The sequence below is a fragment of the Roseomonas sp. HF4 genome (genome assembly GCF_005222755.1).
Classification (GTDB): Bacteria; Pseudomonadota; Alphaproteobacteria; order Acetobacterales; family Acetobacteraceae; genus Neoroseomonas.
Genome location: NZ_STGD01000016.1, coordinates 91,911 through 114,114, shown reverse-complemented (window position 1 = coordinate 114,114; position 22,204 = coordinate 91,911). Strand labels below are relative to the sequence as shown.

At 71.6% G+C, this 22,204-nt stretch carries 23 protein-coding genes and 1 pseudogene; 10 read left to right on the top strand and 14 right to left on the bottom strand.

The window, feature by feature from the left end; translation table 11 throughout:
* Nucleotides 1-157: 157 nt before the first annotated feature.
* The 6 genes and pseudogenes from E8M80_RS21355 (at nt 158) to E8M80_RS21330 (ending at nt 4,682) form a co-directional block, all read left to right on the top strand.
* Nucleotides 158-457, top strand: a complete 300-nt coding sequence (locus E8M80_RS21355) for a hypothetical protein (protein ID WP_137127756.1) — start codon at nt 158-160, stop codon at nt 455-457.
* Nucleotides 458-462: 5 nt separating this feature from the next.
* Nucleotides 463-872 (top strand): annotated as a pseudogene (gene wrbA / locus E8M80_RS21350) (NAD(P)H:quinone oxidoreductase); the annotation flags it as partial.
* Nucleotides 873-1,026: 154 nt separating this feature from the next.
* Nucleotides 1,027-1,599: a TetR/AcrR family transcriptional regulator gene (locus E8M80_RS21345; RefSeq protein WP_170979552.1), complete on the top strand. Its 573-nt coding sequence runs from the start codon at nt 1,027-1,029 to the stop codon at nt 1,597-1,599.
* A complete protein-coding gene (locus tag E8M80_RS21340; protein ID WP_137127754.1) occupies nt 1,599-2,636 on the top strand; it encodes an efflux RND transporter periplasmic adaptor subunit in 1,038 nt (345 codons plus the stop codon). The genes E8M80_RS21345 and E8M80_RS21340 overlap by 1 nt, the downstream gene beginning before the upstream one ends.
* On the top strand, nt 2,633-3,898 hold the full coding sequence (gene devC / locus E8M80_RS21335) for an ABC transporter permease DevC (RefSeq protein ID WP_240790155.1): 1,266 nt from the start codon (nt 2,633-2,635) through the stop codon (nt 3,896-3,898). Before E8M80_RS21340 ends, devC begins: the two co-directional genes overlap by 4 nt.
* 97 nt (nt 3,899-3,995) lie before the next feature.
* The gene (locus tag E8M80_RS21330) at nt 3,996-4,682 is read left to right on the top strand and encodes an ATP-binding cassette domain-containing protein (RefSeq protein ID WP_137127753.1); all 687 of its coding nucleotides are present in this window, start codon (nt 3,996-3,998) and stop codon (nt 4,680-4,682) included.
* Between the two features lie 132 nt (nt 4,683-4,814).
* Here E8M80_RS21330 and E8M80_RS21325 read toward each other — a convergent pair whose 3' ends face one another.
* Nucleotides 4,815-5,207 (bottom strand): metallopeptidase family protein, encoded by a 393-nt coding sequence (locus tag E8M80_RS21325; RefSeq protein WP_137127752.1) that lies wholly within the window; start codon nt 5,205-5,207, stop codon nt 4,815-4,817.
* A 51-nt stretch (nt 5,208-5,258) separates the two neighbouring features.
* Here E8M80_RS21325 and E8M80_RS21320 point away from each other — a divergent pair, with 51 nt between their 5' ends.
* Nucleotides 5,259-5,549: a 4a-hydroxytetrahydrobiopterin dehydratase gene (locus tag E8M80_RS21320; RefSeq protein WP_137127762.1), complete on the top strand. Its 291-nt coding sequence runs from the start codon at nt 5,259-5,261 to the stop codon at nt 5,547-5,549.
* Between the two features lie 214 nt (nt 5,550-5,763).
* On the opposite strand, the gene E8M80_RS26115 is transcribed toward E8M80_RS21320, so the two are convergent.
* The 4 genes from E8M80_RS26115 to purD form a co-directional block, all read right to left on the bottom strand.
* Nucleotides 5,764-5,913: a hypothetical protein gene (locus E8M80_RS26115; protein WP_170979551.1), complete on the bottom strand. Its 150-nt coding sequence runs from the start codon at nt 5,911-5,913 to the stop codon at nt 5,764-5,766.
* Nucleotides 5,914-6,045: 132 nt separating this feature from the next.
* On the bottom strand, nt 6,046-6,249 hold the full coding sequence (locus E8M80_RS21315) for a hypothetical protein (protein WP_137127751.1): 204 nt from the start codon (nt 6,247-6,249) through the stop codon (nt 6,046-6,048).
* Nucleotides 6,250-6,336: 87 nt separating this feature from the next.
* The gene (locus tag E8M80_RS26355) at nt 6,337-7,038 is read right to left on the bottom strand and encodes a cupin domain-containing protein (RefSeq protein ID WP_206035714.1); all 702 of its coding nucleotides are present in this window, start codon (nt 7,036-7,038) and stop codon (nt 6,337-6,339) included.
* A gap of 105 nt (nt 7,039-7,143) precedes the next feature.
* Entirely contained in the window at nt 7,144-8,412 is a 1,269-nt protein-coding gene (gene purD, locus E8M80_RS21305; protein ID WP_137127750.1) for a phosphoribosylamine--glycine ligase, read from the bottom strand.
* A gap of 48 nt (nt 8,413-8,460) precedes the next feature.
* On the opposite strand from purD, the gene xseA reads away from it, so the two are divergent.
* The 3 genes from xseA to E8M80_RS21290 all read left to right on the top strand — a co-directional run bounded on the left by xseA (nt 8,461) and on the right by E8M80_RS21290 (nt 11,509).
* Nucleotides 8,461-9,906, top strand: a complete 1,446-nt coding sequence (gene xseA / locus E8M80_RS21300; protein ID WP_137127749.1) for an exodeoxyribonuclease VII large subunit — start codon at nt 8,461-8,463, stop codon at nt 9,904-9,906.
* A 227-nt stretch (nt 9,907-10,133) separates the two neighbouring features.
* Complete coding sequence (locus E8M80_RS21295) at nt 10,134-10,904, top strand: M23 family metallopeptidase (RefSeq protein ID WP_240790154.1); 771 nt, start codon at nt 10,134-10,136, stop codon at nt 10,902-10,904.
* Nucleotides 10,901-11,509: a methyltransferase domain-containing protein gene (locus E8M80_RS21290; RefSeq protein ID WP_137127748.1), complete on the top strand. Its 609-nt coding sequence runs from the start codon at nt 10,901-10,903 to the stop codon at nt 11,507-11,509. Before E8M80_RS21295 ends, E8M80_RS21290 begins: the two co-directional genes overlap by 4 nt.
* A gap of 43 nt (nt 11,510-11,552) precedes the next feature.
* Here the strand turns inward: E8M80_RS21290 and E8M80_RS21285 are convergent, their stop codons facing one another.
* From E8M80_RS21285 to E8M80_RS21245, 9 genes are read right to left on the bottom strand one after another with little or no spacing between them, the layout of a single operon-like run.
* Nucleotides 11,553-12,719: an NnrS family protein gene (locus tag E8M80_RS21285; protein ID WP_170979550.1), complete on the bottom strand. Its 1,167-nt coding sequence runs from the start codon at nt 12,717-12,719 to the stop codon at nt 11,553-11,555.
* Entirely contained in the window at nt 12,719-13,246 is a 528-nt protein-coding gene (gene mog / locus E8M80_RS21280) for a molybdopterin adenylyltransferase (RefSeq protein WP_137127746.1), read from the bottom strand. Before mog ends, E8M80_RS21285 begins: the two co-directional genes overlap by 1 nt.
* A complete protein-coding gene (locus tag E8M80_RS21275; protein WP_137127745.1) occupies nt 13,243-13,986 on the bottom strand; it encodes a carbonic anhydrase in 744 nt (247 codons plus the stop codon). The genes mog and E8M80_RS21275 overlap by 4 nt, the downstream gene beginning before the upstream one ends.
* A 33-nt stretch (nt 13,987-14,019) precedes the next feature.
* Nucleotides 14,020-14,526 (bottom strand): hemerythrin domain-containing protein, encoded by a 507-nt coding sequence (locus E8M80_RS21270; RefSeq protein WP_137127744.1) that lies wholly within the window; start codon nt 14,524-14,526, stop codon nt 14,020-14,022.
* Between the two features lie 14 nt (nt 14,527-14,540).
* Entirely contained in the window at nt 14,541-15,392 is an 852-nt protein-coding gene (locus E8M80_RS21265) for a peptidylprolyl isomerase (protein ID WP_137127743.1), read from the bottom strand.
* A gap of 5 nt (nt 15,393-15,397) precedes the next feature.
* The gene (gene narI / locus E8M80_RS21260) at nt 15,398-16,186 is read right to left on the bottom strand and encodes a respiratory nitrate reductase subunit gamma (RefSeq protein WP_137127742.1); all 789 of its coding nucleotides are present in this window, start codon (nt 16,184-16,186) and stop codon (nt 15,398-15,400) included.
* Between the two features lie 13 nt (nt 16,187-16,199).
* Nucleotides 16,200-16,910, bottom strand: a complete 711-nt coding sequence (gene narJ / locus E8M80_RS21255) for a nitrate reductase molybdenum cofactor assembly chaperone (protein WP_137127741.1) — start codon at nt 16,908-16,910, stop codon at nt 16,200-16,202.
* Nucleotides 16,907-18,466, bottom strand: coding sequence for a nitrate reductase subunit beta (gene narH / locus E8M80_RS21250; RefSeq protein ID WP_137127740.1), 1,560 nt, complete (start codon nt 18,464-18,466; stop codon nt 16,907-16,909). The genes narJ and narH overlap by 4 nt, the downstream gene beginning before the upstream one ends.
* 5 nt (nt 18,467-18,471) lie before the next feature.
* Complete coding sequence (locus tag E8M80_RS21245) at nt 18,472-22,200, bottom strand: nitrate reductase subunit alpha (RefSeq protein ID WP_137127739.1); 3,729 nt, start codon at nt 22,198-22,200, stop codon at nt 18,472-18,474.
* Between the last annotated feature and the right edge of the window lie 4 nt (nt 22,201-22,204).

Here is a 22,204-nt window from a genome sequence, read left to right as displayed (position 1 = left end):
AGCAGCAGGCCAGCGACGGCGTAGGCTCTGGGACTGCCGCACCCGTAACCCGCGCACCCCGGCAAACATCCACGGGCAGCCCCAGCCCTGTCATCCCGGCGCTGGGTACGCACCCACCGATCGACCATCACGCCCACTGACAGCAGGGTTTCTGGAGGTGTCCAGGTTCGGCGCGTTCCGGGGCGTGGTCAGTCGCGGCGTGTGGCTGCGGCCGCGGGGCGGCAGCCCGTTTGCCGGCACGCCGGAGGGCGATGCGGCCTTCATCAAGTTCGATCTGTCGCTGCGCCGTGGCTGGCGGGGCCTGCATCTCGACCTCCTGAGCGACGTGCGGGCGGCCGAGCGGCTGGCGCGGCAGGTCGCGGCTGAGGTCGGCGTGTCGGCGGTGCGGCGCGACTATGTGCGGCGGCCGGATGGCCTTCCCTTGTGGCGGCGTGGGGCGCGGGAGCCGCTCGGCTGAGCGTCGTCGCGGCGGTCGGGGAATTGCCGGCGTACGACGCGATCATCCTCGGCGTGCCGACGCGGTTCGGGAACATGCCGGCGCAGATGAAGAATGTCCTCGACCGGACGGGGGCCTCTGGGCGAAGGGCGCGCTGATCGGGAAGGTGGGTGCGGTGTTCACCTCGACGGCGTCGCAGCATGGCGGGCAGGAGAGCACGATCCTGTCGACGCACATCGTGCTGCTGCACCACGGGATGGTGATCGCGGGGCTGCCCTATTCCTTCCAGGGCCAGCTTGCGGTGGGCGAGGTGACGGGTGGCTCGCCCGATGGGGCCTCGACCATCGCGGTCGGCGACGGGTCGCGCCAGCCGTCGGGGAACGAGCTGGCCGGGGCGCGCTTCCAGGGCAGGCACGTGGCCGGGATCGCCGCGTGACCTGAGTGACGGTGTCCGGAGGCCTTTCGGCCGCTGGTGGGTCCCGGGCGAAGCCCTGGCCCGGGGCTCCTTCGAGGGGGCGCATCAGCGCCCTCACGAAAACTATACCGTCCGGACGGTTGACGAACCGTCCGGACGGTATAGATGCCACCACATGGACGCCACCACCGCCCCCCCGGATGCCCGCACCCGCATCCTCGATGCCGTCGAGCGCATCGTCCTCGCCAAGGGTGTCTCCGGCCTGACGCTGGATGCCGCGGCGCGGGAGGCCGGGGTGTCGAAGGGCGGGCTGCTCTATCACTTCGCCTCGAAGGAGGCGCTGCTGGCGGCGCTGATGGATCGCCTGGCCGCGTTCATGCAGCGGGAATTCGAGGCCGGCGTCGCGCGCCAGCCCGAGGGGCCGGGCCGTGTCGCCCGCGCCTTCCTCGCCTGGGGCTTCGGGGAGGGCGAGTGCTCCCCGGGCCAGGAGCCGCATGACCGCGCCGCGGCGGTGTTCCTCGCGGCCTTCCACCATGACCCCGCGCTGCTCGACCCGATGCGCCGGGGGCTTGCCGTGATGAAGGCGCGGCTGCTCGACGACGGCATCGGGCATGGCGCCGCGATGGCCGTCCTGACGGCGACGGACGGGTTGTTCATGGCGCATCTGTTCGGGCTGTACCGCCCGACCGAGCAGGATCGCGCGGCGCTGCGCGCGACGCTGGACGCGCTCATCGAAGGGCGCGGCTGATGCGGCGCGGGGCCTGGCTGCTCGCCCTTGGCGCGCTCGTGGCCGCGGCGGGCGGCTACGTCTGGATGCAGCGGGGTGCCGCGGGCAATGCCGAGGCGCCCGTCGCCGCGCAGCCGGCGGCGCCGATCGGCGTCGGCGCGCTCGGGCGGGTCGAGCCGGTCTCGCGCATCCGGCGGCTGACGCAGCCGGGGGGCATGGCGGTCACGCGGCTCGACCGGCTGCTGGTCGACGAAGGGGACCGGGTGGCGGAGGGCCAGTTGCTGGCCGAATTCGCCGATGCCGCCCAGCGCGATGCCGCGGTGGCGCAGGCGCGGGCCGCGCTCGAGGAAGCCGAGGCCGCGCTGGCGAAGACGCGCGCCGCGGGCCGCGCGTCCGAGGTGGCGGCGCAGCGCGCGCGCATCGCGGCGCTGGCGGCGCAGGAGGACTATGCGCAGCGCGAGGCCGGCCGCGCCGAGCGCCTGGTGCCGACCGGCGCCGGCGCGGTCGCGGCGGCGGACCGGGCGCGCGCGGCCGCGGTGCAACTGGCCGCGCAGAAACGCGAGGCGGAGGCGGAGCTGGACACCTTGCTCTCCTCCCGCCCCGAGGACATCGCGCTGGCCGAGGCGCGCGCGGCCGCGGCGCGGGCGGCGCTGCAGCGCGCGGCGGCGGAGGCGGAACTCTCACGCGTGCGGGCCCCCTTCGCCGGCACGGTGCTCCGCGTCATCGCGCGGCCGGGGGACCAGGTGGGATCGGACGGGCTGCTCGAGATCGGTGACCTCAGTCGCATGGTGGTGGTGGCCGATGTCTACGAGACCGACCTGCCGCGCCTGCGCGAGGGCGCGCCGGCCGAGGTCGTGGTCCCGGGGGAGGCCGCGCGCTTCGCGGCCGTGGTGACCGAGATCGGCTGGACGGTGCGGCGCCAGCTGCAGGCGACGACCGACCCCGTGGCGGCGGTGGACAGCCGCACGGTCGAGGTGCGCCTCGCGCTGGAGGAGGCCGGCAGCGCGGCGCTGCGGCGGCGGTCCAACATGCAGGTGCAGGTGGCGATCCGGCCATGAACGTGATGACGAAGGCGGGGCTGCTGCCCTGGGCGCCGGAACGCAACGGGGAGGCCGCGGCCGCACCGCCGCCGCCACGCGCGCGCGGGCCGGGGCTGGCGGCGCGCTTCGGCCTGCCGGCGCGCCTCGCCTGGCGGCAGTTGCGCGCGGAACGCTCACGCCTCGCCTCGGCGATGGCGGGGGTGATGTTCGCGGCCGTGCTGGTCTTCATGCAGCTGGGCTTCCGGTCCGCGCTGTTCGACAGCGCCACCGCGCTGCTCGGTGCCATGCGCGCCGAGATATTCCTGATGCACCCGCTGACAACCGCATCCTTCCGGCCGGAGCCGCTGCCCCGCGTGCGCGCCCACCAGGCGCTGGCGCTGCCGGAAGTGGCGCAGGCGGTGCCGGTCTACCTGGCGCAGGCCAGCTGGCGGAACCCCGAGGACGGATCGCGCCGCGCCATCCAGCTGATCGGCTTCGACGTCGAGGCGCGGGCGATGGAGTTCGAGGGGCTGGGCGACATCGCCTCCGCGCTGCGCCGCGTGGATGCGGTCGGCTTCGACATGCGCTCCCGTCCGGAATTCGGCGACGTCGCGCGCATCCTGGCCGAGCGCGGGCCCTTCGAGGTGCAGGTCGGCAACCGGATGGTGGAGGTGGTGGGCCTCGTCTCGATCGGGCCGTCCTTCGGCGCGGACGGCAACATCGTGACCAGCGAGGTGAATTTCCGCCGCATGGTGCGCGAACGCCTGCCCTCCAACACCGACCTCGTCGCCATCCGGCTGCGGCCCGGGGCGGACGTGGCCGCTGCCAAGGCGCGGCTGCGCGAGATCATGCCGCCCGACGTGGTGGTGCTGACGCAGGCGGAACTCGTGGCGCACGAACGCAACTACTGGGAAACCGCGACACCCATCGGCTTCATCTTCAGCTTTGGCAGCGCCATGGGGCTGATCGTCGGCATGGTGATCGTCTACCAGATCCTGTTCAGCGACATCGCCAACCACCTGCGCGAATACGCGACGCTGAAGGCGATCGGGTATTCCAACGGCTACCTCTCGCGCGTCGTGATGGCCGCCGCGCTGATCCTGGCGGTGATCGGCTTCATCCCGGGCGCGCTGCTGTCGGCCTGGCTCTACAACGTGGTCGGCGGCGCGACCTTCCTGCCGCTCGAGATGACGGCCGAACGTGCCATCATGGTGTTCGGGCTGATCTTCGGGATGTGCGCGGCAGCGGGGCTGCTCGCGATGCGCAAACTGCGCGATGCATCTCCGGCCGATATGTTCTGATGGCTACGCGCGACGCGCGGGGAGGGCGCCGCCCTCCCCGGACCCCACCCTCCAAGGGCCGAAAGGCCCTTGGAACCCCGCACCGGGGCGCGCCGGCATGACCGGTCCCATCCGCATCCGGGGGCTGACCTACGCCTACGGAGAAGGCGAATTGCGCCGGCCGGTGCTGCGCGACGTGGCGCTCGACGTCCATGCCGGGGAGGTGGTGCTGCTGACCGGGCCGTCCGGGTCCGGCAAGACCACGCTGCTGACACTGATCGGCGCGCTGCGCGCCATGCAGGACGGGTCCTGCGTCGTGCTCGGGCGGGAGATGCTGGGCGCGACCGAACGCGACCGCGTGCGCCTGCGCCGGTCGATCGGCTTCATCTTCCAGAACCACAACCTGCTGGGCTTCCTGACGGCGCGGCAGAACGTGGCCATGGCGCTCGAGATCGAGGCGGCGATGCCCGAACGCGAACGGCTGGAGCGCGCGGGCGCGATGCTCGTCGCGGTCGGCCTCGCGGGGCATGAGGACAAGGTGCCGGGCAGGCTGTCCGGCGGGCAGCGGCAGCGGGTCGCGGTCGCGCGCGCGCTCGTGGCCGGGCCGGGCCTGGTGCTGGCGGACGAGCCGACCGCGGCGCTCGACAAGGCATCCGGCGCCGAGGTCGCGCACCTGCTGCGCGACATGGCGAAGTCCCGCGGCACGCCGATCCTGATGGTGACGCACGACCCGCGCATCCTGGACATCGCGGACCGCGTGGTGGCGATGGAGGACGGGCGGATCGTGCAGGCGGAGGCGGCGTAGCGGGGGGGAGAAGGGAACTTCTCCCCCCGGACCCCCCACAACCTTCTTTGTCCTTTGGCGCACACCCCCCACGACCGGCGCCATGTGCCAGAGAAGGGAGGGGATTGGGGGAGGTTCTCCTCCCCCGACCCATCAGTCGCTGTCCTCGAGCCGCGCGATATCCTCGTCCGACAGCCCGAAATGATGCCCGATCTCGTGGATCAGAACGTTGCGCACCAGGCGGAACAGGTCTTCCCCGGTCTCGATCCATTCGAGCAGGATCGGCTCCCGGTAGAGGAAGATGCGGTCCGGGTCGCGCGACACGTCGCCCACGGACTTCGCCGTCAGCGGCACGCCCTGGTAGAGACCGGTCAATTCCCAGGGACTTTCCAGCCCCATCTCGCGCAACGTCTCGTCATCCGCCACGTCCTCGACCAGGATGGCGGTGCCGCGCACCATGTCGCGCAGCGGCTCGGGGATGGCGGCGAGCGCGTGCTCGGCCATCTCGACCAGATCATCGAGGCCGGGCGGGGTCGAGAACCTCATGCCGGCTCCATGCGCGGGCCGGCCGGCCGGCGTCAAGCACGGGAGGGATGGATGCTCGAGAAACTGGACCCGGCGGCCCGCGCGGCCCTCGGCCGCGACCTGCCGGAATGGCGAATGGCCGAAGGCCGCGACGCGATCGCGCGGAGCTTCCATTTCAAGGATTTCAGCGAAGCCTGGGGCTTCATGAGCCGCGTCGCGCTGCTGGCCGAGAAGCACGACCATCATCCGGAATGGTTTAACGTGTGGAACAAGGTGGAGATCACGCTGTCCACCCATGATGCGGGCGGGCTGAGCGCGCGGGATGTGGCGCTGGCGAAGGCGATCGACGGGTTGGTGGCGTAGCGTCGGAGAGGGGCCTGGCCCCTCTCCGGACCTCACCCCACCAAAGGCCGAAGAGCCTTTGGAAGCCAATACTTAATGACACCTGTGCGCGATTGCCGTGTGGAGCGCCTGTTGTGGTGTCTGGCTCTGCGCGGTCTGCTTTGCCCCCGCCTTGCGGCGTGCTCTGCCGGGTCTGTCGTTACGCCGCTTGGAGGTTGACGCTTCGCTTGAGGTTCTAGGCGGTTGCGGTGAAATGGACCTGGGCCATGGCGCGCGAGGCCGCGCCATGGCCCTTGCTGGCCGAGATGATGATCGTCGCGTCCACCGTACCGGTCCTGACCGTGATCGCACGCGCCCTGAGCTGCGTCGTGACGGCGTCGAACAACTGCCGGTCCAGGCCCTGCGCGACGAGGGCGCGGCGGAAGCGCAGAAGGGCGGTGCGCTAGGGCGTGACCTCCTGCGCGGCGAAGCCGCAGAAACGGCGGAAGGTCGCACGGTCCTTCAGCGCCTCGGCCAGCTACTCGTCGAACAGGTCGTTCCAGATCGCCTGCAGCAATGGCTTGAACATCGAGAGCGGCGGCGCACGGGCTCGCCCCTGGCAGAGGGATGAGGGGGCAAGCTGCCCGGCGACAGGCTGCCAGTCGATCAGGGACGACAGGCGCTCCAGCGTCGCTGCGCTGCGGCAGACCGGGTCGACCCTAAGCCGCTCCTGGCCTATCATGGGGGGTGGGAACGCGCTGCTGCATGACTCTGCCCGCCAGAGAATCAGCGATCAGCGCGCACCGCAAGCCAATCGCGCACAGGTCCCCTAGGGGCGGGTCAATCCGTGGCGCAAGGCAACAGCGGCTAAGGCGGCAGGATCGGTCGTGGCGAGATCCTTTGCCCGGTCGATATCCCCGAACATCGCCGACGCGCCGAACCGGTCGGTGATGGAGAGCATCACGCCTCCTCCGGCCCGGAACCGGAACCAGTGGGTGGTGCCGGCCGGAAGGTGCACGAGCGTTCCGGGCGTCGCCATGAAAGTCTCCTCACCGAATCCAAAGTCGAGTTCGCCGCTGATGACGTAGAACGACTCGTCCCACGGATGCGCGTGCGGCGGCGGGCCGCTTCCCTCCGGCCCACGCTGCGCAAAGATCTCATATCCACCTGTTGCCTTGCCTGATGCGAGTAAGGTGATTTCCTCCCCTCGAACGCTCATCGGCTCCGGGTAGTCCTTCGGGAAGATCACAAACGGCTGCGGCTTCAAGAGGATTCTCCCGAGCATTGGGTTTCGAGCTACGTCTGCTTCGAAGTTCGGTAGCGCGTCGGCATCGTGCGCGGCAATCGAATTCAGCGTGCTGGAAGGCCCCAGGGTCAGCGAGCGGGCATTGCATCTGATCCGGCCGCCTCGGACCTCCAGAATTGTGCGCGATGAAGAACTGACTTGCGGGAATCCGCACGCAGGCTGAGCAATGCCCTCGGCCAGATTTTCCCCGCCCCATACCTCAAGCCCGATGCGGGCGCGAGCCACTTCGCCGTTGGTCGGTATGACCCACAGTGACAGGAAGACGCGCCAGGCCCTTGGCAGATTGGGGGGCTCGGGGAGGGCAGGGCCCTCCCCCGTCGCGCCCAGGCCCTACAGCGCCCGCCACCCGATATCCCTGCGGCAGAACCCGCCCTGCCAGTCGATCGCGTCCACCGCCGCATAGGCGGCGTCCCGTGCCTCGGCCAGCGTCGCGCCCGTAGCGGTCACGCCGAGCACCCTTCCGCCCACAGCCACCAGCGCCCCATCCTCCCGCCGCGCCGTCCCCGCGTGGAAGACCTGCACGCCGGGCACCTGGGCCGCGCGTTCCAGGCCGCGGATCTCGCTGCCCTTGGCATAGGCGCCGGGGTAGCCCTGGGCCGCCATCACCACGACCAGCGCATGCACCGGCTCCCAGCGCAGGTCGAAATTCGCCAACTCCCCGTCGCAGGCCGCCAGCAGCGCCGGCAGCAGGTCCGATCGCAGCCGCACCATCAGCGCCTGGCATTCCGGGTCCCCGAAGCGAACGTTGAACTCGATCAGGCGCGGGCCGTCGGCGGTGATCATCAGCCCGGCGAAGAGCACGCCGCGGAAGGGCGTGCCGCGGCGCGCCATCTCGGCCAGCACGGGCGTCACGATGCGGGCCATCGCCGCATCGCGCAGCGCATCGGTGAAGACCGGCGGCGGGGAATAGGCGCCCATGCCGCCGGTGTTCGGCCCCGTGTCGCCATCCCCAACCCGCTTGTGGTCCTGCGCGGCGCCGAGCGGGATCGCGGTCGTGCCGTCGCAGAGCGCGAAGAAGGAGACCTCCTGGCCGACCAGGCATTCCTCGATCAGCACCGTGGCGCCGGCCGCGCCGTGGATGCGGCTTTCCATGATGTCGGCGATGGCGGCCTCGGCCTCCGCGACGGTCGCGGCCACCACCACGCCCTTGCCGGCCGCGAGCCCGTCCGCCTTGACCACGATCGGCGCGCCCTGTGCGCGGATATGGGCCTTCGCGGCCGCGGCGTCCTCGAAGCGGGCCCAGCGCGCGCCGGGTGCGCCGGCGGCGTCGGCGACCTCCCGCGTGAAGGCCTTGCTGGCTTCGAGCCGCGCCGCGGCGGCGGACGGCCCGAAACACTTGATTCCGGCCGCCGCGCAGGCATCCGCGAGCCCGAGCGTCAGCGGCGCCTCCGGCCCGGCCACCACGAGGTCGACCGACTTCTCCCGCGCGAAGGCGACCAGCGCCGCGATGTCCTCGGCGCCGATCGCGACGCACTCCGCGACCTCGGCGATTCCCGCATTGCCCGGCGCGCACCACAACTGCGTCAGCAGCGGCGAGGCCGCGATCGCCCAGCACAGCGCGTGTTCCCGCCCGCCGCCGCCGACCACCAGAACCTTCATGCCCCGCCCCCGTTCCGAAACGGGGGCCGCTTAGCATAGGGTGGGCCGATGGACACGCCCGCGACCAATATCCCCGACTACAGCGTCTCGGACCTGGCCGGCGCCATCCGCCGCACGCTGGAAGGCGCCTTCGGCCGCGTGCGCGTGCGCGGCGAGATCACGGAGATGAAGCGCTACCCCTCCGGCCATACCTACCTGTCGCTGAAGGACGAGGACGCGAAGATCGAGGCGGTGATCTGGAAGACCGCGCTGCGCAACATCGGCACCATGCCCGAGAACGGCGTCGAGATGATCGCGACCGGCCGCATCTCGACCTACGCCGACCGCTCCAAGTACCAGCTGGTGATCGAGCGCCTGGAATATGCCGGGGAAGGCGCGCTGCTCGCGCGGATCGAGGCGCTGCGCAAGCGCCTGCTGGCCGAGGGCCTGTTCGAGGATGCGCGCAAGAAGCCCATCCCGCGCCTGCCCGCCGTGATCGGCGTCGTGACCAGCGAGAAGGGCGCCGTCATCCAGGACATCCGCACCACCATCGCCAGGCGCTTCCCGCGCCGCATCCTGCTCTGGCCCGTGCCGGTGCAGGGGCAGGGGGCGGCGGAGCAGATCGCCGCCGCCATCCGCGGCTTCGACGCGATTCCCGTGGGCAGTCGCGTGCCGCGGCCCGACGTGATCATCGTGGCGCGCGGCGGCGGCAGCCTCGAGGACCTGATGGCCTTCAACGAGGAAGTCGTCCTGCGCGCCGTGGCCGCCTGCTCGATCCCGCTGATCAGCGCGGTCGGGCACGAGACCGACACGACGCTGATCGACTATGCGTCGGACCGCCGCGCGCCAACGCCCACCGCCGCGGCGGAACTGGCGGTGCCGGCGCGGGCCGACATGGCGGCCGCCCTCGCGCAGACCGGCGCCAGGCTGGTGCAGGCGGTCGCCGGCGGGCTGAACCAGGCGCGCCTGCGCCTGCTGCGCGCCGAGCGCGGCCTGCCCGACGTGCCGGCGCGGCTGGCCGCGTCGCGCCAGCGGCTCGACGACGTGGGTGGGCGGTTGCCGCGCGCGCTCACCGGCCTGCTGGGCGCGCGGCGCCAGGCGCTGGCGGGGCTGCGCGTGCCGCACCCGCGGGAGGGCATCCTGGCCCGCCGCGCCGCGGTGCAGGGGCTGGCGCTGCGCCTTGGCGCCGCCTGGGCGCGGCAGCGGGACCGGCGCGGCGCCGCGCCGGCGCTGGCGCGCCTCTCGCCCGCGCCGGTGCTGGCGCTGGTGCGGCAGCGCCGCGCGGTGCTGGACGGGCTCTCGGCACGGCTCGAGAGTGCATCCTACCAATCCGTGCTGGCACGCGGCTTCGCGCTGGTGCGCGACGCGGACGGCCACGCGGTGACGGCGGCGGCCCGAGTGACACCCGGACAGGCATTGCGGCTGGCCTTCGCGGACGGGGAGGTGCGCGTGCAGGCGGACGGCGCGGCACCACGGCGCAAGGCCGGGGCGCAGGGGCAGGGGGAGTTGCTTTGAACGAGACGCTCGACCAGGGAGGGGCGTCGCCCCTCCCCGGACCCCACCCCACCAAAGGCCGAAAGGCCTTTGGAAACCATGAGACTCCATCGGGGGAAGGCGATGCCCTGCCATCGCGTGCCGACCCGGGTTCCGGTGCCCAGAGGCCCTTCGGCCTCTGGCGGGGAGGTCCGGAGGGGCAGCGCCCCTCCGGTATCGCCCGCCGCGCCCTGCTCGCCGCCCCGGCAGTGCTGCTCGTCCGTCCCGCCCGGGCGCTCGACCTGCCCGCCGCTGGGCTGGCGCAGGGCGGCTTCGTGCAGGGCCGCGCGGCACCGGGCACGCGGCTCGCGCTCGATGGCCGCGTCGTGCGCGTGGCGGCGGATGGCGCCTTCGCCTTCGGCTTCGGGCGCGACCACGCGGCGGCCTCCACGCTCGCCGTGACGCATCCCGGCGAACGGCGGGAAGAACGGCGGCTCGCGGTGGCGCGGCGGCAATGGTCGGAACAGCGCATCAGCGGCCTGCCGCCGGCGCAGGTCACGCCCGATGCCGAGACGCTCGCGCGCATCCTGCGGGAACGCGAAAGGCTGGCCACCGCGCGCGCGACCGACAGCGCGCTGGCCGGCTTCGCCGGGGGCTTCGTCGCGCCGGCCTCGGGGCGCATCTCGGGCGTGTTCGGCAGCCGGCGCATCCTGAACGGGCAGCCGCGGCAGCCGCATTACGGGCTCGACTTCGCGGTGCCGACGGGCACGCCGCTCAAGGCCGCGGCGGCAGGGCGGGTGACGCTGGCGGCGTCCTTCCACTTCTTCGGGGACCTCGTCGTGATCGACCACGGCCATGGCGTGAACACGCTCTACGCCCATCTCTCGCGCATCGAGGTGGCGGAGGGACAGATGGTGGGCAGGGGGGACCGTATCGCGCTGTCGGGCGCGACGGGACGCGTCACGGGGCCGCATCTGCATTTCTCGCTGTCCTGGTACCAAGTCTGGCTCGACCCGCAGCCGGTGGTGCTGCCGGCATGAGTTCCTCGATCGCCTGGGACGAACGCTACGCCGGCGGCGACTTCGCCTTCGGGGAGGTGGCGAACGACTTCCTGCGCGGGCAGGGCTTCAGGCTTCGGCCGGGGATGCGCGCGCTGGCGGTCGGCGACGGGGAGGGACGCAACGGCGTCTGGCTTGCGGAACAGGGGCTGGTCGCGACCTCGGTGGACTGGTCGGCGGTCGGGCTGGCCAAGGCGGCGGCGCTGGCGGCGCGGCGCGACGTCGCGCTGGCCACCGTGACGGCGGACGTGGCGCGCTGGGACTGGCCGGTGGCGGGCTTCGACGTCATCGCCTGGATCTTCGTGCATTTGCCGCCGGAGGACCGTGCGCTCGCCTGCGCGGGCGCCATGCGCGCCCTCGCGCCGGGCGGGCTCCTGCTGCTGGAATGCTTCACCCCCGCGCAGGAAGGCCGGCGGAGCGGCGGGCCCAAGGACCCGTCCCTCCTGTGGTCGCGCGCGCTGGTCGAGCGCCACTTCGCGGGGCTCGAGGTGCTGGAACTGCTGGACGGCACGGTGGCGCTGGACGAGGGCCCGCGCCACCAGGGCCTGGCCGAGGTGGTGCGCGCGGTGCTGCGTCGGCCGTCATAGGGCCGGCACCGGGCGCGCGCGGCAGCGAGGCCCGCACCCCGTTTCAGTCCGGGGTCCCGTCCGCGCGGGGGCCGATCAGCATCGGCGCGTACGCCACGAGGAACAGCGCGAAGCCCGCGACCCAGCAGAGCGCCGCGGCGAGCAGCGCCGGCAGCGGGTCGGCCGAGGTCGTCGCGACGAAGCCACGCAGCAGCGCCGCCGCCAGGACCAGCAGGTAGGCCGCCGTCGTCGTCGGCCCGGCGACCAGCGCGCGCCCCGTATGCCCGAGCGTCGCGCGTGTCATCACCGCCAGCACCATCAGCCCGGTCGCGCCCGCGAGTTGCAGGTGCAGCCACGCCGCGGCCCAGGGCAGGCCGGCCAGCAGCGCGACCGCCTTCACGCCGAGCGCCAGCGCGACCAGCCCATAGGCCAGATGGAGCACCCAGAGGATCGGCCAGCGCAGCGTGCGGGCCCCGTGCCAGCGCGACAGGCGGAGCGCCACCAGCAGCGCCGCCGCCGCCGATGCCGTCCCCGCTGCCGCCCCGCCCGGCCATGCGAGATCCAGTGCCGCCACCGCCGCGACCGCGAGGATCGCGCCGCGATCGACGCCCGGCAGCGGGCGCGGCTCGGCCGGCCGGCCCGCGCGGCGCAGCGCGCTCAGCGTAAACGAGGGCACGATGCGCCCGCCGATCAGCACCACCAGCAGCAGCGCCATGTCGGCCATCAGCAACTGCCCGGCCGCCCAGCCGGGCCAGGCGGACCAGCCCGCGGCATCGGTCAGCATCATCGCCTGGCCGGCCCAGAAGCCGAGCACGAGCGCGGGCGGGCCGAACAGGCGGGCGGTCCGCGCCCTGACGAGCGCGGGCAGCATCATCAGCAGCACGCCTGGCAGCGGCGCCAGCGCGAGCGCCGCCGCCCAGGGCAAGGGCACCGGCGAGCCCGGCAGCAGCGCGAGCCGCGCCGCAAGGAAGACGACCGCCAGCACGGCCAACGGCCAGCCCCCATATCCGCGCCGCCCGGTCCAGTTCGGCACCGCCGTCATCAGGAAGCCGATCATCGCGGCGGCGACGAAGCCGCCCAGCAGTTCATGCGCGTGCCAGCGCAGCGGCGGCAGCGGACCTTCGGGCAGCGGCAGACCGGCGAGGGCGAGCGCCCAGAGCCCGACGCCGGCCGGCGCCACGATCCCCGCCATCAGGAAGAACGGCCGGAACCCGTGCGTGAGCAGCGCCATCAGGCGCCCCTCGGGCGGAAGGCGACGCACGCGGAGGGGTCGGTCTCCAGCCGCGGCCCGCCGATCAGGTCGATGCAATACGGGATGGCGGGGAAGACGGCGTCGAGGCATTCGGCGATGGCCGAGGGCTTGCCGGGCAGGTTCACGATCAGGCTGCGGCCGCGCGTGCCGGCCAGTTGCCGCGACAGGATCGCGGTCGGCACGGCGCGGAGCGAGACCGCGCGCATGAGTTCCCCGAAGCCGGGCAGCAGGCGGTCGCAGACGGCCTCCGTCGCCTCCGGCGTCACGTCGCGCGGGGCGGGGCCGGTGCCGCCGGTGGTGACGATCAGCGGGCAGGCCTCGCGGTCGGCGAGGTCCATCAGCGCGGCCTCGATCTGCGGCCGCTCGTCCGGCACCAGGCGCCGCACGGGGCGCCAGCGGGTGGCCAGGATGCGCGCCAGCGCCGCCTCGATCCCGGGGCCGCCCTGATCCGCGTAGATGCCGCGGAAGGCGCGGTCCGAGACGGTGAGGACGCCGACCGGGATCATCGCGCCGCGCGCTCCACGCGGATGCGGGCCAGCGCCTCGGCGGCGTTCGCCTGGCCGAGCGCGGGCGCGGGCGTGACGCCGCCGTCGAGTTGCCGGAACGGGCCCTCGGGGGTCTCGGCCGCCTGCAGCAGCCCCCAGCCGAAATGGAAGTACCAGCCATGCAGGTCGAGCCGCCCGTCGGCCACGCGCTCGGCCACGAAGGGATAGGTCGCGAGGTGGCGGAGGCTTGCCAGCACGGTCGCCTGCTCGGCGCGGCGGGCGACCACGGGGCGCTCGGCATCGGTGACGAGGCCGTCCATCTCGTCGCGCACCTCGCGCGCGACATCGACCCAGTCCGAGACGAATTCGAAGGGCTCCCGGCGGTGGTCGTGCTCGAGCAGGCAGCGCACGCCCGCGCAGAAGGAATGGCCGAGCACGATGACGTGCCGCACGCCGAGCGCCTTGATGCCGAACTCGATGGCCGAGGCGGTGCCGTGCGGGCGATGGTCGGGCCGGTATTCCGGCACCAGCGCCGCGACGTTGCGCACGACGAACAGGTCCCCCGGCCGCGCGCCGCAGATGATGGCGGGATCGGTGCGGCTGTCCGAGCAGGCGATGACCATCACCTCCGGCCGCTGGCCGTCGAGCAGCGTGTCGTACAGGTCGTGGTCCTGCTCGAAATGCTGCCCGCGGAAGCGGTCGAAGCCTTCGACCAGGCGCCGCAGCGCGCCGCCCTCGGCACGGGGGGCGAGGCGAGCCATCTCAGTGTCCGTCCCGGGGCATGGGGTCGTTGCTCATCGGCGCCGCGCGGCCATCTCGCGCGCGATGGCGAGGCAGGCGCTGCCGCTCAGGCTGCGTTGCGCGGCCGGCATCAGCTCCGCCTCCTCGATCGCGAGGCGGCGGCGGTAGTCGGCGGCGAAGCCGAGCGCCGTCTCGGCGAAGTCTGCGCCGGGCCGATGCCCGGTCGCGATGCGCGCGAGCCCGGCGCGCAGCAGCGCCCGCGCCGGCTCGCTTGTCGCATGCGTCCCGGTGAGGCTGCGCGTGATGGCCGCGGCTTCGGGCGGCAGGCGCGGGTAGAGGCTCTCCTCCTCGTCGCGCAGGTGCATCGGCAGTTCGCAGGCGAGCCAGGCCGCGAGCGCGCGCGCCATGGCGACATGCGCGGGCCCCGTGGGGTTGCGCGCCAAGCGCCCGAGATGGCCGAGCAGCGCGCGCTGGCGCGCGTGCTCGGCGGCGAGGAAGCCGAGCGGATCCGACAGCAGGCCCGGATCCACGGCCCCGAACAGCGCCTCCCGCCCTTCCATGGCACACTCCGCGGTCAGTTCACGAGCGGGCCGTCAGCGCGCGCCTCGCCATCGGCGCCAAGGGCGAAGCCCTCGATCGTCGCGCGCGCCGCGAGCACGGCGATGAGCTGGCGCACCGCCGCCTGCCAGGCGGCGCCCGCGAGGTCGCGCATGATCTCGGCACGCGCTTCCTCGAAGGATGGCGCGCGGGGCGGCGTGCGGCGGTGGAGGTGGACCACGTGCATGCCGTAGCGCGTCGGCACCACCACGGGGCAGACCTGGCCGGGCTCGAGGCCGGCCAGCATGGTCTCGAATTCCGGCACGGTGCTGCCGCGCTCGACGCGGCCGAGATGCCCGCCCTGTTCGCGCGAGGGGCAGGCGGAATGGCGGCGCGCGAGGTCGGGCAGCGCGCCGGGGGTGACGAGGATCTCGGCGAGCAGGGCCTCGGCACGTGCGCGCGCGGCCTCGCGCTCGGCGGCGTCCTCGGGGTCGGCGGCGATCAGGACGTGGCTGGCGTCCCAGGCCTCCGGCGTGCCGAAGCGTTCGGGGTGGGCCGCGAGCCAGCGGCGCGCCGCGGCCTCGTCGGTCGCGGGGATGGTGACCTCGCGCGCGAGCAGCGCGTCGATCGCCTCGTCCTCGTTCGCCGTCGCGATGCCGGCCTCGGCGGCGGCGTCGAGCAGCAGGCGCTGGATCACCAGCGCACGAGCGGCGGCGGCCCAGGCCTCGGTTGCGGTCGGCGCAGGGTGGTGCTGCATCTCGGCGGCGACCTCGCGCGCCGTGATGGCGGTGCCGTTCACGAGGATGTCGTGCTCGGGCAGGGCTGGGCCGGCGGCGGACGGGGCGGCCGCGGGCGTTGCGGCCGGTGGCGGGTGGATGTGGACGGCCATGGCGGTCACTCCGCCGCCGGCTGCGCGCCGGGGCGCATGGATTGATCCCCGCGCGCGCCGGGGCGCGCGACCGGTCCCGGCCGCGTGGTGGCGCCGCCGCGCACGCGCACGATCTGCCAGGCGCGGAAGAGGTACCAGACGGGCGCGGAGAAGATGTGCACCAGCCGCGTGAAGGGGGTGACGAGGAACAGCGTCATGCCGAGCACCAGATGTGCGTAGTAGGGAAAGTCGAGCCCGCGGATGAGGTCGGCGGCCCCCGGCTGGAAGGTCACGATCGCCTGGCTCCAGGCCGACAGCGCCAGCATGACGGACCCGTCGCGGTGGCCGAGCGAGAAGGGCAGCGTGATAAGCCCGAGGCAGAGCTGAACCCAGAGCAGCAGCAGGATGAAGGTGTCGGCATAGGTCGAGGTGCGGCGGATGCGTTCGTCCATCAGGCGCCGATGCACCAGCAGCGAGAGGCCGACGAAGCAGACCGCGCCGGCGATGCCGCCCGCGATGATGGCGACGCGCTGCTTGGTGGCCGGGTCGATCAGCCACGCATAGGCCCAGTGCGGCGTCAGCAGCCCGACGAAGTGGCCCATGAACAGGAACAGGATGCCGAAGTGGAAGAGGTTGCTGCCCCAGCGCAGCTGCTTCGCCCGCAGCATCTGCGAGGAGCCCGACCGCCACGTGTACTGGTCGCGGTCGAAGCGGATGAGCGAGCCGATCACGAACACGCCCATGCAGATGTACGGGTAGATCCCGAACAGGAAGCCGTGCAGATAGTCGGTGAAGGCGTTCCAGATGGCGAACATGTCCGCTCTCCTGTCAGCGGGCGGTGGCGGAAGGGCCGCGGAAATGCCGCAGCCGCTGGATCATGGCGGCGACCTTGGCGCGGGCGCCGTCCTTGTCCGGGTCGGATTCCGGGCCGAAGACGACGGGCTCCGCCTCGTAGGCCGCGTCCAGCTCCGCGAATTCCTCGGCGTCGGTGCGCTCCTGCTCGGCGGTCGGCTTCTGCGCGGGGCGTTCGCCGATCTCGGCCAGCGTCGCGGCGAGGATGACCGCGTAGAGCCGCGCCTCCGCGCTGCCGCGGCCGAGGATGCGCGCATGCAGCGCATCGAGGATGGGCGCGCACTGCGCGAGCAGGTTGCGCGCGACCTCCTCCGGCGCCACGGCGCAGAATTCGAGGAACAGCGGCAGGAAGTCCGGCAGTTCGCGCGCGTCGAGCGCGTAGCCGGCCTGCTCGTAGACCTGCGCCAGCTCGATCATGGCGGGGCCGCGGTTGCGGGTGTCGCCATGGACGTGTTCGAACAGGTGCAGCGAGGTGCCGCGGCCGCGGTCGAAGAGGCGCACATACTCCTCCTCCCGGTCGAGGCCGTCGCCCTGCGCCAGGCGGCGCGGCAGGCGGAGCAGGCGCGCCACCAGGCCAGGCTGGAAGCCCGCGCCTGGGATGGCGGCGGCGATGTCGGGCAGGTCCGCGCGCAGCGCCTGATCCGGGTAGCGCAGCAGGCGGGAGAGGATGGCGAGGCGCTTGTTCATTCCGCGGACTCCTTGCGCGCCTCGGCGGCTTCGCGGATATGCGTCGGCGCCATGCGCCCGGCCGAGGGGCCGGAGGCGCTGAACAGGTTGCCGACCGTGCGCCCGTCGTAGCAGCCCTGGCCGAAGGAGAAGCCGCAGGACGACTTCAGGTCGAAGGCGTTCTCCGCGTATTCGCGGTGCGTGGTCGGGATGACGTAGCGGTCTTCGTAGTTCGCGATGGCGAGCGTCTGGTACATGTCGTCCACCTGCGCCTTCGTCAGGCCGACCTTGGCGAGGATCTCCGCGTCGTCGCGGTTCTCGACCGTGCGGGCGCGCATGTGCATGCGCATCGCCATCAGGCGCTGCAGCGCCAGCACCACCGGCGCCTCGGCCCCCGCGGTCAGCAGGTTGGCCAGGTACTTCACCGGGATGCGCAGGCTCTCGATGTCCGGCAGGCCGTTCTTCCAGCCGACATGGCCGGCCTCCACCGCGGACTGCACGGGGGAGAGCGGAGGGACGTACCAGACCATCGGCAGCGTGCGGTATTCGGGGTGCAGCGGGAAGGCGATCTGCCAGTCGATGCACATCTTGTAGGTCGGGCTGGCGCGCGCGGCGTCGAGCCAGGCTTCCGGCACGCCGTTGGCGCGCGCCTGCGCGATCACGGCAGGGTCATTGGGGTCGAGGAAGATCTCGAGCTGCTTGCGGTAGAGCTGCTGCTCGTTCTCGGTGGAGGCGGCTTCCTCGATGCGGTCGGCGTCATACAGCAGCACGCCGAGGTAGCGGATGCGCCCGACGCAGGTCTCGGAACACACCGTCGGCTCGCCCGCCTCGATGCGCGGGTAGCAGAAGATGCACTTCTCGGCCTTACCGGACTGCCAGTTGTAGTAGATTTTCTTGTACGGGCAGGCGGAGACGCACATGCGCCAGCCGCGGCACTTCTCCTGGTCGATCAGGACGATGCCGTCCTCCTCCCGCTTGTAGATGCTGCCCGACGGGCAGGAGGCGACGCAGGCCGGGTTGAGGCAGTGCTCGCACAACCGCGGCAGGTAGAACATGAAAGTCTTCTCGAACTGCCCGTACATCTCCTTCTGGATGCCGTCGAAGTTGCGGTCCTTGGAGCGCTTGCGGAATTCCGTGCCCAGGATCTCCTCCCAGTTCGGGCCCCACTTGATCTCCATGCGCTCGCCGGTGATGAGCGAGACCGGCCGCGCGACCGGCATGGTCTGGGATTCCGGCGCGGTCTGGAGGTGCGTGTAGTCGAAGGTGAAGGGCTCGTAGTAGTCGTCGATCTCGGGCAGGTTCGGGTTGGCGAAGATGTTCGCCAGGATGCGCCACTTGGCGCCGATGCGCGGCTGGATCTTCCCGCTGCGCTTGCGCGTCCAGCCGCCCTTCCACTTGTCCTGGTTCTCCCAGTCCTTTGGATAGCCGATGCCGGGCTTGGTCTCGACGTTGTTGAACCAGGCGTATTCGACGCCCTCCCGGCTGGTCCAGACCTGCTTGCAGGTAACCGAGCAGGTGTGGCAGCCGATGCACTTGTCGAGGTTGAGCACCATCGCGATCTGAGCGCGGATCTTCATGGCCGTTACTCCGCCGCCTTGAGGTCTGATGCCTGGGGTGTCACGCGCGGACCATCCATCCAGTCGACATTCGCCATCTTGCGAACGATGACGAACTCGTCGCGGTTGGTGCCGATCGTGCCGTAGTAGTTGAAGCCGTAGGCGAGCTGCGCGTAGCCGCCGATCATGTGCGTGGGCTTCACCGTGGCGCGCGTGACGGAGTTGTGGATGCCGCCGCGGGCATGCGTGATCTCGCTGCCCGGCACGTTCACGATCTTCTCCTGCGCGTGGTACATCATGATCATGCCCTTGGGTACGCGCTGGGAGACGACGGCGCGCGCGCACAGCGCGCCGTTCACGTTGAAGGCCTCGACCCAGTCATTGTCCTCGATGCCCATGGTCGTGGCGTCGGTCTCGCTCAGCCATACGATGGGGCCCCCGCGCGAGAGCGTGAGCATCAGCAGGTTGTCCGTGTAGACGCTGTGGATGCCCCATTTCTGGTGCGGCGTGATGAAGTTGAGCGCGACCTCGGTATTGCCGTTCGGCTTCACGCCGTGCATCGGGCCGTGCGCGCGCAGATCCACCGGCGGGCGGTAGAGGCACAGCGCCTCCCCGAAGGCGAGCATCCAGGGGTGGTCCTGGTAGAGCTGCTGTCGCCCCGTCAGCGTGCGCCAGGGGATGAGTTCGTGCACGTTGGTGTAGCCGGCGTTGTAGCAGACCTCCTCGCTCTCGAGCCCCGACCAGATCGGGGAGGAGATGATCTTGCGCGGCTGCGCCTGCACGTCGCGGAAGCGAATCGCCTCATGCTCCTTCGACTTGGCCAGGTGCGTGTGGTCGCGGCCGGTGAACTTGCCTAGCGACTCCCAGGCCTTGACCGCGACATGGCCGTTGGTCTCGGGGGCGAGGTGCATCAGCGTCTCGCAGGCGTCGATGTCGGTTTCCATCTTCGCGAGCTTGCCGTCCACGCCGGGCACCTCGACCGTGCCATTCAGGTGACGGAGGAACTCGACCTCGTGCTCGGTCTTCCAGGCCATGCCCTTGCCGTTGTTGCCGAGCTTCTCCATCAGCGGGCCGAGCGCCGTGAAGCGCGCATGGGTATTGGGGTAGTCGCGCTCGACCACCGTCACCGCCGGCATGGTCTTGCCGGGGATCGGCTCGACCTCGCCCTTCTTCCAGTCGCGCACCAAGTGCGTTTGGCCGAGCTCGGCCGGGCTGTCGTGCATGAGCGGCGTGAGGACGGTGTCCTTCTCGCGCCCCAGGTGCCCGTTCGCGAAGGTCGAGAACCGCTTCGCGATGCCGCGGAAGATCGCCCAGTCGGTGCGGCTCTCCCAGGCCGGGTCCACCGCCGCCGAGAGCGGATGGATGAAGGGATGCATGTCGGAGGTGTTGAGGTCGTGCTTCTCGTACCAGGTGGCCGTGGGCAGCACGATGTCGGAATACATGCAGGTGGTGCTCATGCGGAAGTCGAGCGTCACCAGCAGGTCGAGCTTTCCCTTCGGCGCCTCGTCGTGCCAGGCGGCTTCCTCGGGCTTCGTCATGCCCTGTTCGCCGAGGTCCTTGCCCTGCACGCCGTGCTGCGTACCCAGCAGGTGCTTCAGGAAATACTCGTGCCCCTTGCCCGAGGACCCCAGCAGGTTCGACCGCCACACGAACAGGTTGCGTGGCCAGTTCGCCGGATGATCCGGGTCCTCGCACGACATCTCGAGCGTGCCGGCCTTGAGCGACTGCGCGACATATTGCGGCACGGGCATCCCGGCCGCCTCAGCCTCCGCCGCGATGGACAGGGGATTGCGCGTGAGTTGCGGCGCCGAGGGCAGCCAGCCCATGCGCTCGGCGCGGATGTTGAAGTCGATCAGCGCGCCGGTCATCGGCTTCGGCGCGGTGGGAGAGAGGATGTCGGCCACCTGCACCGTCTCGTAGCGCCACTGGTCGGTGTGGGCGTACCAGAAGGACGTGGAATTCTGCTGCCGCGGCGGCCGCGCCCAGTCGGTCGCGAAGGCCACCGGGATCCAGCCCGATTGCGGGCGCAGCTTCTCCTGCCCCACGTAATGCGCCCAGCCGCCGCCCGACTGGCCGACGCAGCCGCACATCACCAGCAGGTTGATGATGCCGCGGTAGTTCATGTCCGAGTGGTACCAGTGGTTCAGCGCCGCCCCGAGGATGACCATGGACTTGCCGCGGGTCTTCTCGGCGTTGTCGGCGAACTCGCGCGCGACGGTGATGATCTGCTGGCGTGGCACGCCGCAGACGGCCTCGGCCCAGGCGGGAGTGTAGGGGGCCATGGCGTCGTAGTTCGCCTCCCCCCTCACACCGTAATTCGCGAGGAACAGGTCATAGACGGTCGCCACGCGCGCCGTGCCGCCGTCCTTCAGCGTCACCTCGGTCACGGGCACCTGGTGCGCGACGGTGTCGCCGAGGCTGGTCGGGTTGAAGAACGCCGGCGCGCCATCGCCGAAATAGGGGAAGGTGACTTCCGCCGTCGCACCGCCGGCGAGCGACAGGCGCGGCGTGATCTCCTCCCCAGTCGCGGCGTCGCGGCCCTCGAGGTTCCACTTGCCCTGCTCGCCCCAGCGGAAGCCGATCGACCCCGTCGGCACATAGGGTGCGCCGGTCGCGTCGTTGACCGCGACGGTCTTCCAGTCGGGATTGTTGGCCTGGCCGGCATCGTCCGCGAGGTCGCTGGCGCGCAGCTGGCGGTCGGGCACCAGGCGGCCATCGCGCTCGGTCAGCAGGACCAGCATCGGCATGTCGGAATAGCGGCGGCAATAGTCGAGGAAGTAGTCGCCGCGCCCCTTCGCGTGCCATTCGCTCAGGATCACATGGCCCATCGCCAGCGCCAGCGCGGCATCCGTTCCTTGCTTGGGATGCAGCCAGAGGTCTGCGAATTTCGACGCTTCCGAATAATCCGGCGTGACGGTCACCACCTTGGTGCCGCGGTAGCGGGCTTCCGCCATGAAGTGCGCGTCGGGCGTGCGTGTCTGCGGCACGTTCGAGCCCCACATCATGATGAAGCCCGAATTGTACCAGTCGGCCGATTCCGGCACGTCCGTCTGCTCGCCCCAGGTCTGCGGGCTGGACGGGGGCAGGTCGCAATACCAGTCGTAGAACGACATGCAGACGCCGCCGATCAGCGAGAGATACCGGCTGCCCGCGGCGTAGCTCACCATCGACATCGCCGGGATGGGCGAGAAGCCGATCACGCGGTCCGGCCCGTGCTGCTTCACGGTGTGGACATTGGCGGCGGCGATGATCTCCTCCGCCTCCTCCCACGTCGCGCGCACGAAGCCGCCCTGGCCGCGCAGCTGCTGGTATTCGCGCCGCTTCGCGGGGTCGTCCTGGATCGACTTCCAGGCCGTCACGGGATCGGCGTATTGCGCGCGCGCCTCGCGCCACAGACGCAGCAGGCGCTTCCTGATCATCGGGTACTTCACCCGGTTCGCGCTATACAGGTACCAGGAATAGGACGCACCGCGGGAACAGCCGCGCGGCTCGTGGTTCGGCAGGCCGGGGCGCGTGCGCGGGTAGTCGGTCTGCTGCGTCTCCCAGGTCACGATCCCGCCCTTGACGTAGATCTTCCAGGAGCACGACCCGGTGCAGTTGGCGCCGTGGGTGGAGCGCACGATCTTGTCGTGCGCCCAGCGGGACCGGTAGGCGTCCTCCCAGGCACGGCTTTCGGTCGTGGTCTCGCCGTGGCCGTTGCTGAAGGTGCCCGCGTACTTCTTGAAGTAGGTCAGGCGATCGAGGAAGTGGCTCATCGTC

What these genes read in the sequence shown, in the direction of transcription:
- E8M80_RS21290 (WP_137127748.1), top strand. Translation starts at nt 10,901, where the DNA reads ATGAGTTCCTCGATCGCCTGGGACGAACGCTACGCCGGCGGCGACTTC.
- E8M80_RS21275 (WP_137127745.1), bottom strand. Translation starts at nt 13,986, where the DNA reads ATGGCTCGCCTCGCCCCCCGTGCCGAGGGCGGCGCGCTGCGGCGCCTG.
- narI (WP_137127742.1), bottom strand. Translation starts at nt 16,186, where the DNA reads ATGTTCGCCATCTGGAACGCCTTCACCGACTATCTGCACGGCTTCCTG.
- narH (WP_137127740.1), bottom strand. Translation starts at nt 18,466, where the DNA reads ATGAAGATCCGCGCTCAGATCGCGATGGTGCTCAACCTCGACAAGTGC.
- E8M80_RS21330 (WP_137127753.1), top strand. Translation starts at nt 3,996, where the DNA reads ATGACCGGTCCCATCCGCATCCGGGGGCTGACCTACGCCTACGGAGAA.
- E8M80_RS21340 (WP_137127754.1), top strand. Translation starts at nt 1,599, where the DNA reads ATGCGGCGCGGGGCCTGGCTGCTCGCCCTTGGCGCGCTCGTGGCCGCG.
- E8M80_RS21270 (WP_137127744.1), bottom strand. Translation starts at nt 14,526, where the DNA reads ATGGAAGGGCGGGAGGCGCTGTTCGGGGCCGTGGATCCGGGCCTGCTG.
- mog (WP_137127746.1), bottom strand. Translation starts at nt 13,246, where the DNA reads ATGATCCCGGTCGGCGTCCTCACCGTCTCGGACCGCGCCTTCCGCGGC.
- E8M80_RS21325 (WP_137127752.1), bottom strand. Translation starts at nt 5,207, where the DNA reads ATGAGGTTCTCGACCCCGCCCGGCCTCGATGATCTGGTCGAGATGGCC.
- devC (WP_240790155.1), top strand. Translation starts at nt 2,633, where the DNA reads ATGAACGTGATGACGAAGGCGGGGCTGCTGCCCTGGGCGCCGGAACGC.
- xseA (WP_137127749.1), top strand. Translation starts at nt 8,461, where the DNA reads ATGGACACGCCCGCGACCAATATCCCCGACTACAGCGTCTCGGACCTG.
- E8M80_RS21245 (WP_137127739.1), bottom strand. Translation starts at nt 22,200, where the DNA reads ATGAGCCACTTCCTCGATCGCCTGACCTACTTCAAGAAGTACGCGGGC.
- E8M80_RS21345 (WP_170979552.1), top strand. Translation starts at nt 1,027, where the DNA reads ATGGACGCCACCACCGCCCCCCCGGATGCCCGCACCCGCATCCTCGAT.
- E8M80_RS21265 (WP_137127743.1), bottom strand. Translation starts at nt 15,392, where the DNA reads ATGGCCGTCCACATCCACCCGCCACCGGCCGCAACGCCCGCGGCCGCC.
- E8M80_RS21320 (WP_137127762.1), top strand. Translation starts at nt 5,259, where the DNA reads ATGCTCGAGAAACTGGACCCGGCGGCCCGCGCGGCCCTCGGCCGCGAC.
- E8M80_RS21285 (WP_170979550.1), bottom strand. Translation starts at nt 12,719, where the DNA reads ATGGCGCTGCTCACGCACGGGTTCCGGCCGTTCTTCCTGATGGCGGGG.
- narJ (WP_137127741.1), bottom strand. Translation starts at nt 16,910, where the DNA reads ATGAACAAGCGCCTCGCCATCCTCTCCCGCCTGCTGCGCTACCCGGAT.
- E8M80_RS21315 (WP_137127751.1), bottom strand. Translation starts at nt 6,249, where the DNA reads ATGATAGGCCAGGAGCGGCTTAGGGTCGACCCGGTCTGCCGCAGCGCA.
- purD (WP_137127750.1), bottom strand. Translation starts at nt 8,412, where the DNA reads ATGAAGGTTCTGGTGGTCGGCGGCGGCGGGCGGGAACACGCGCTGTGC.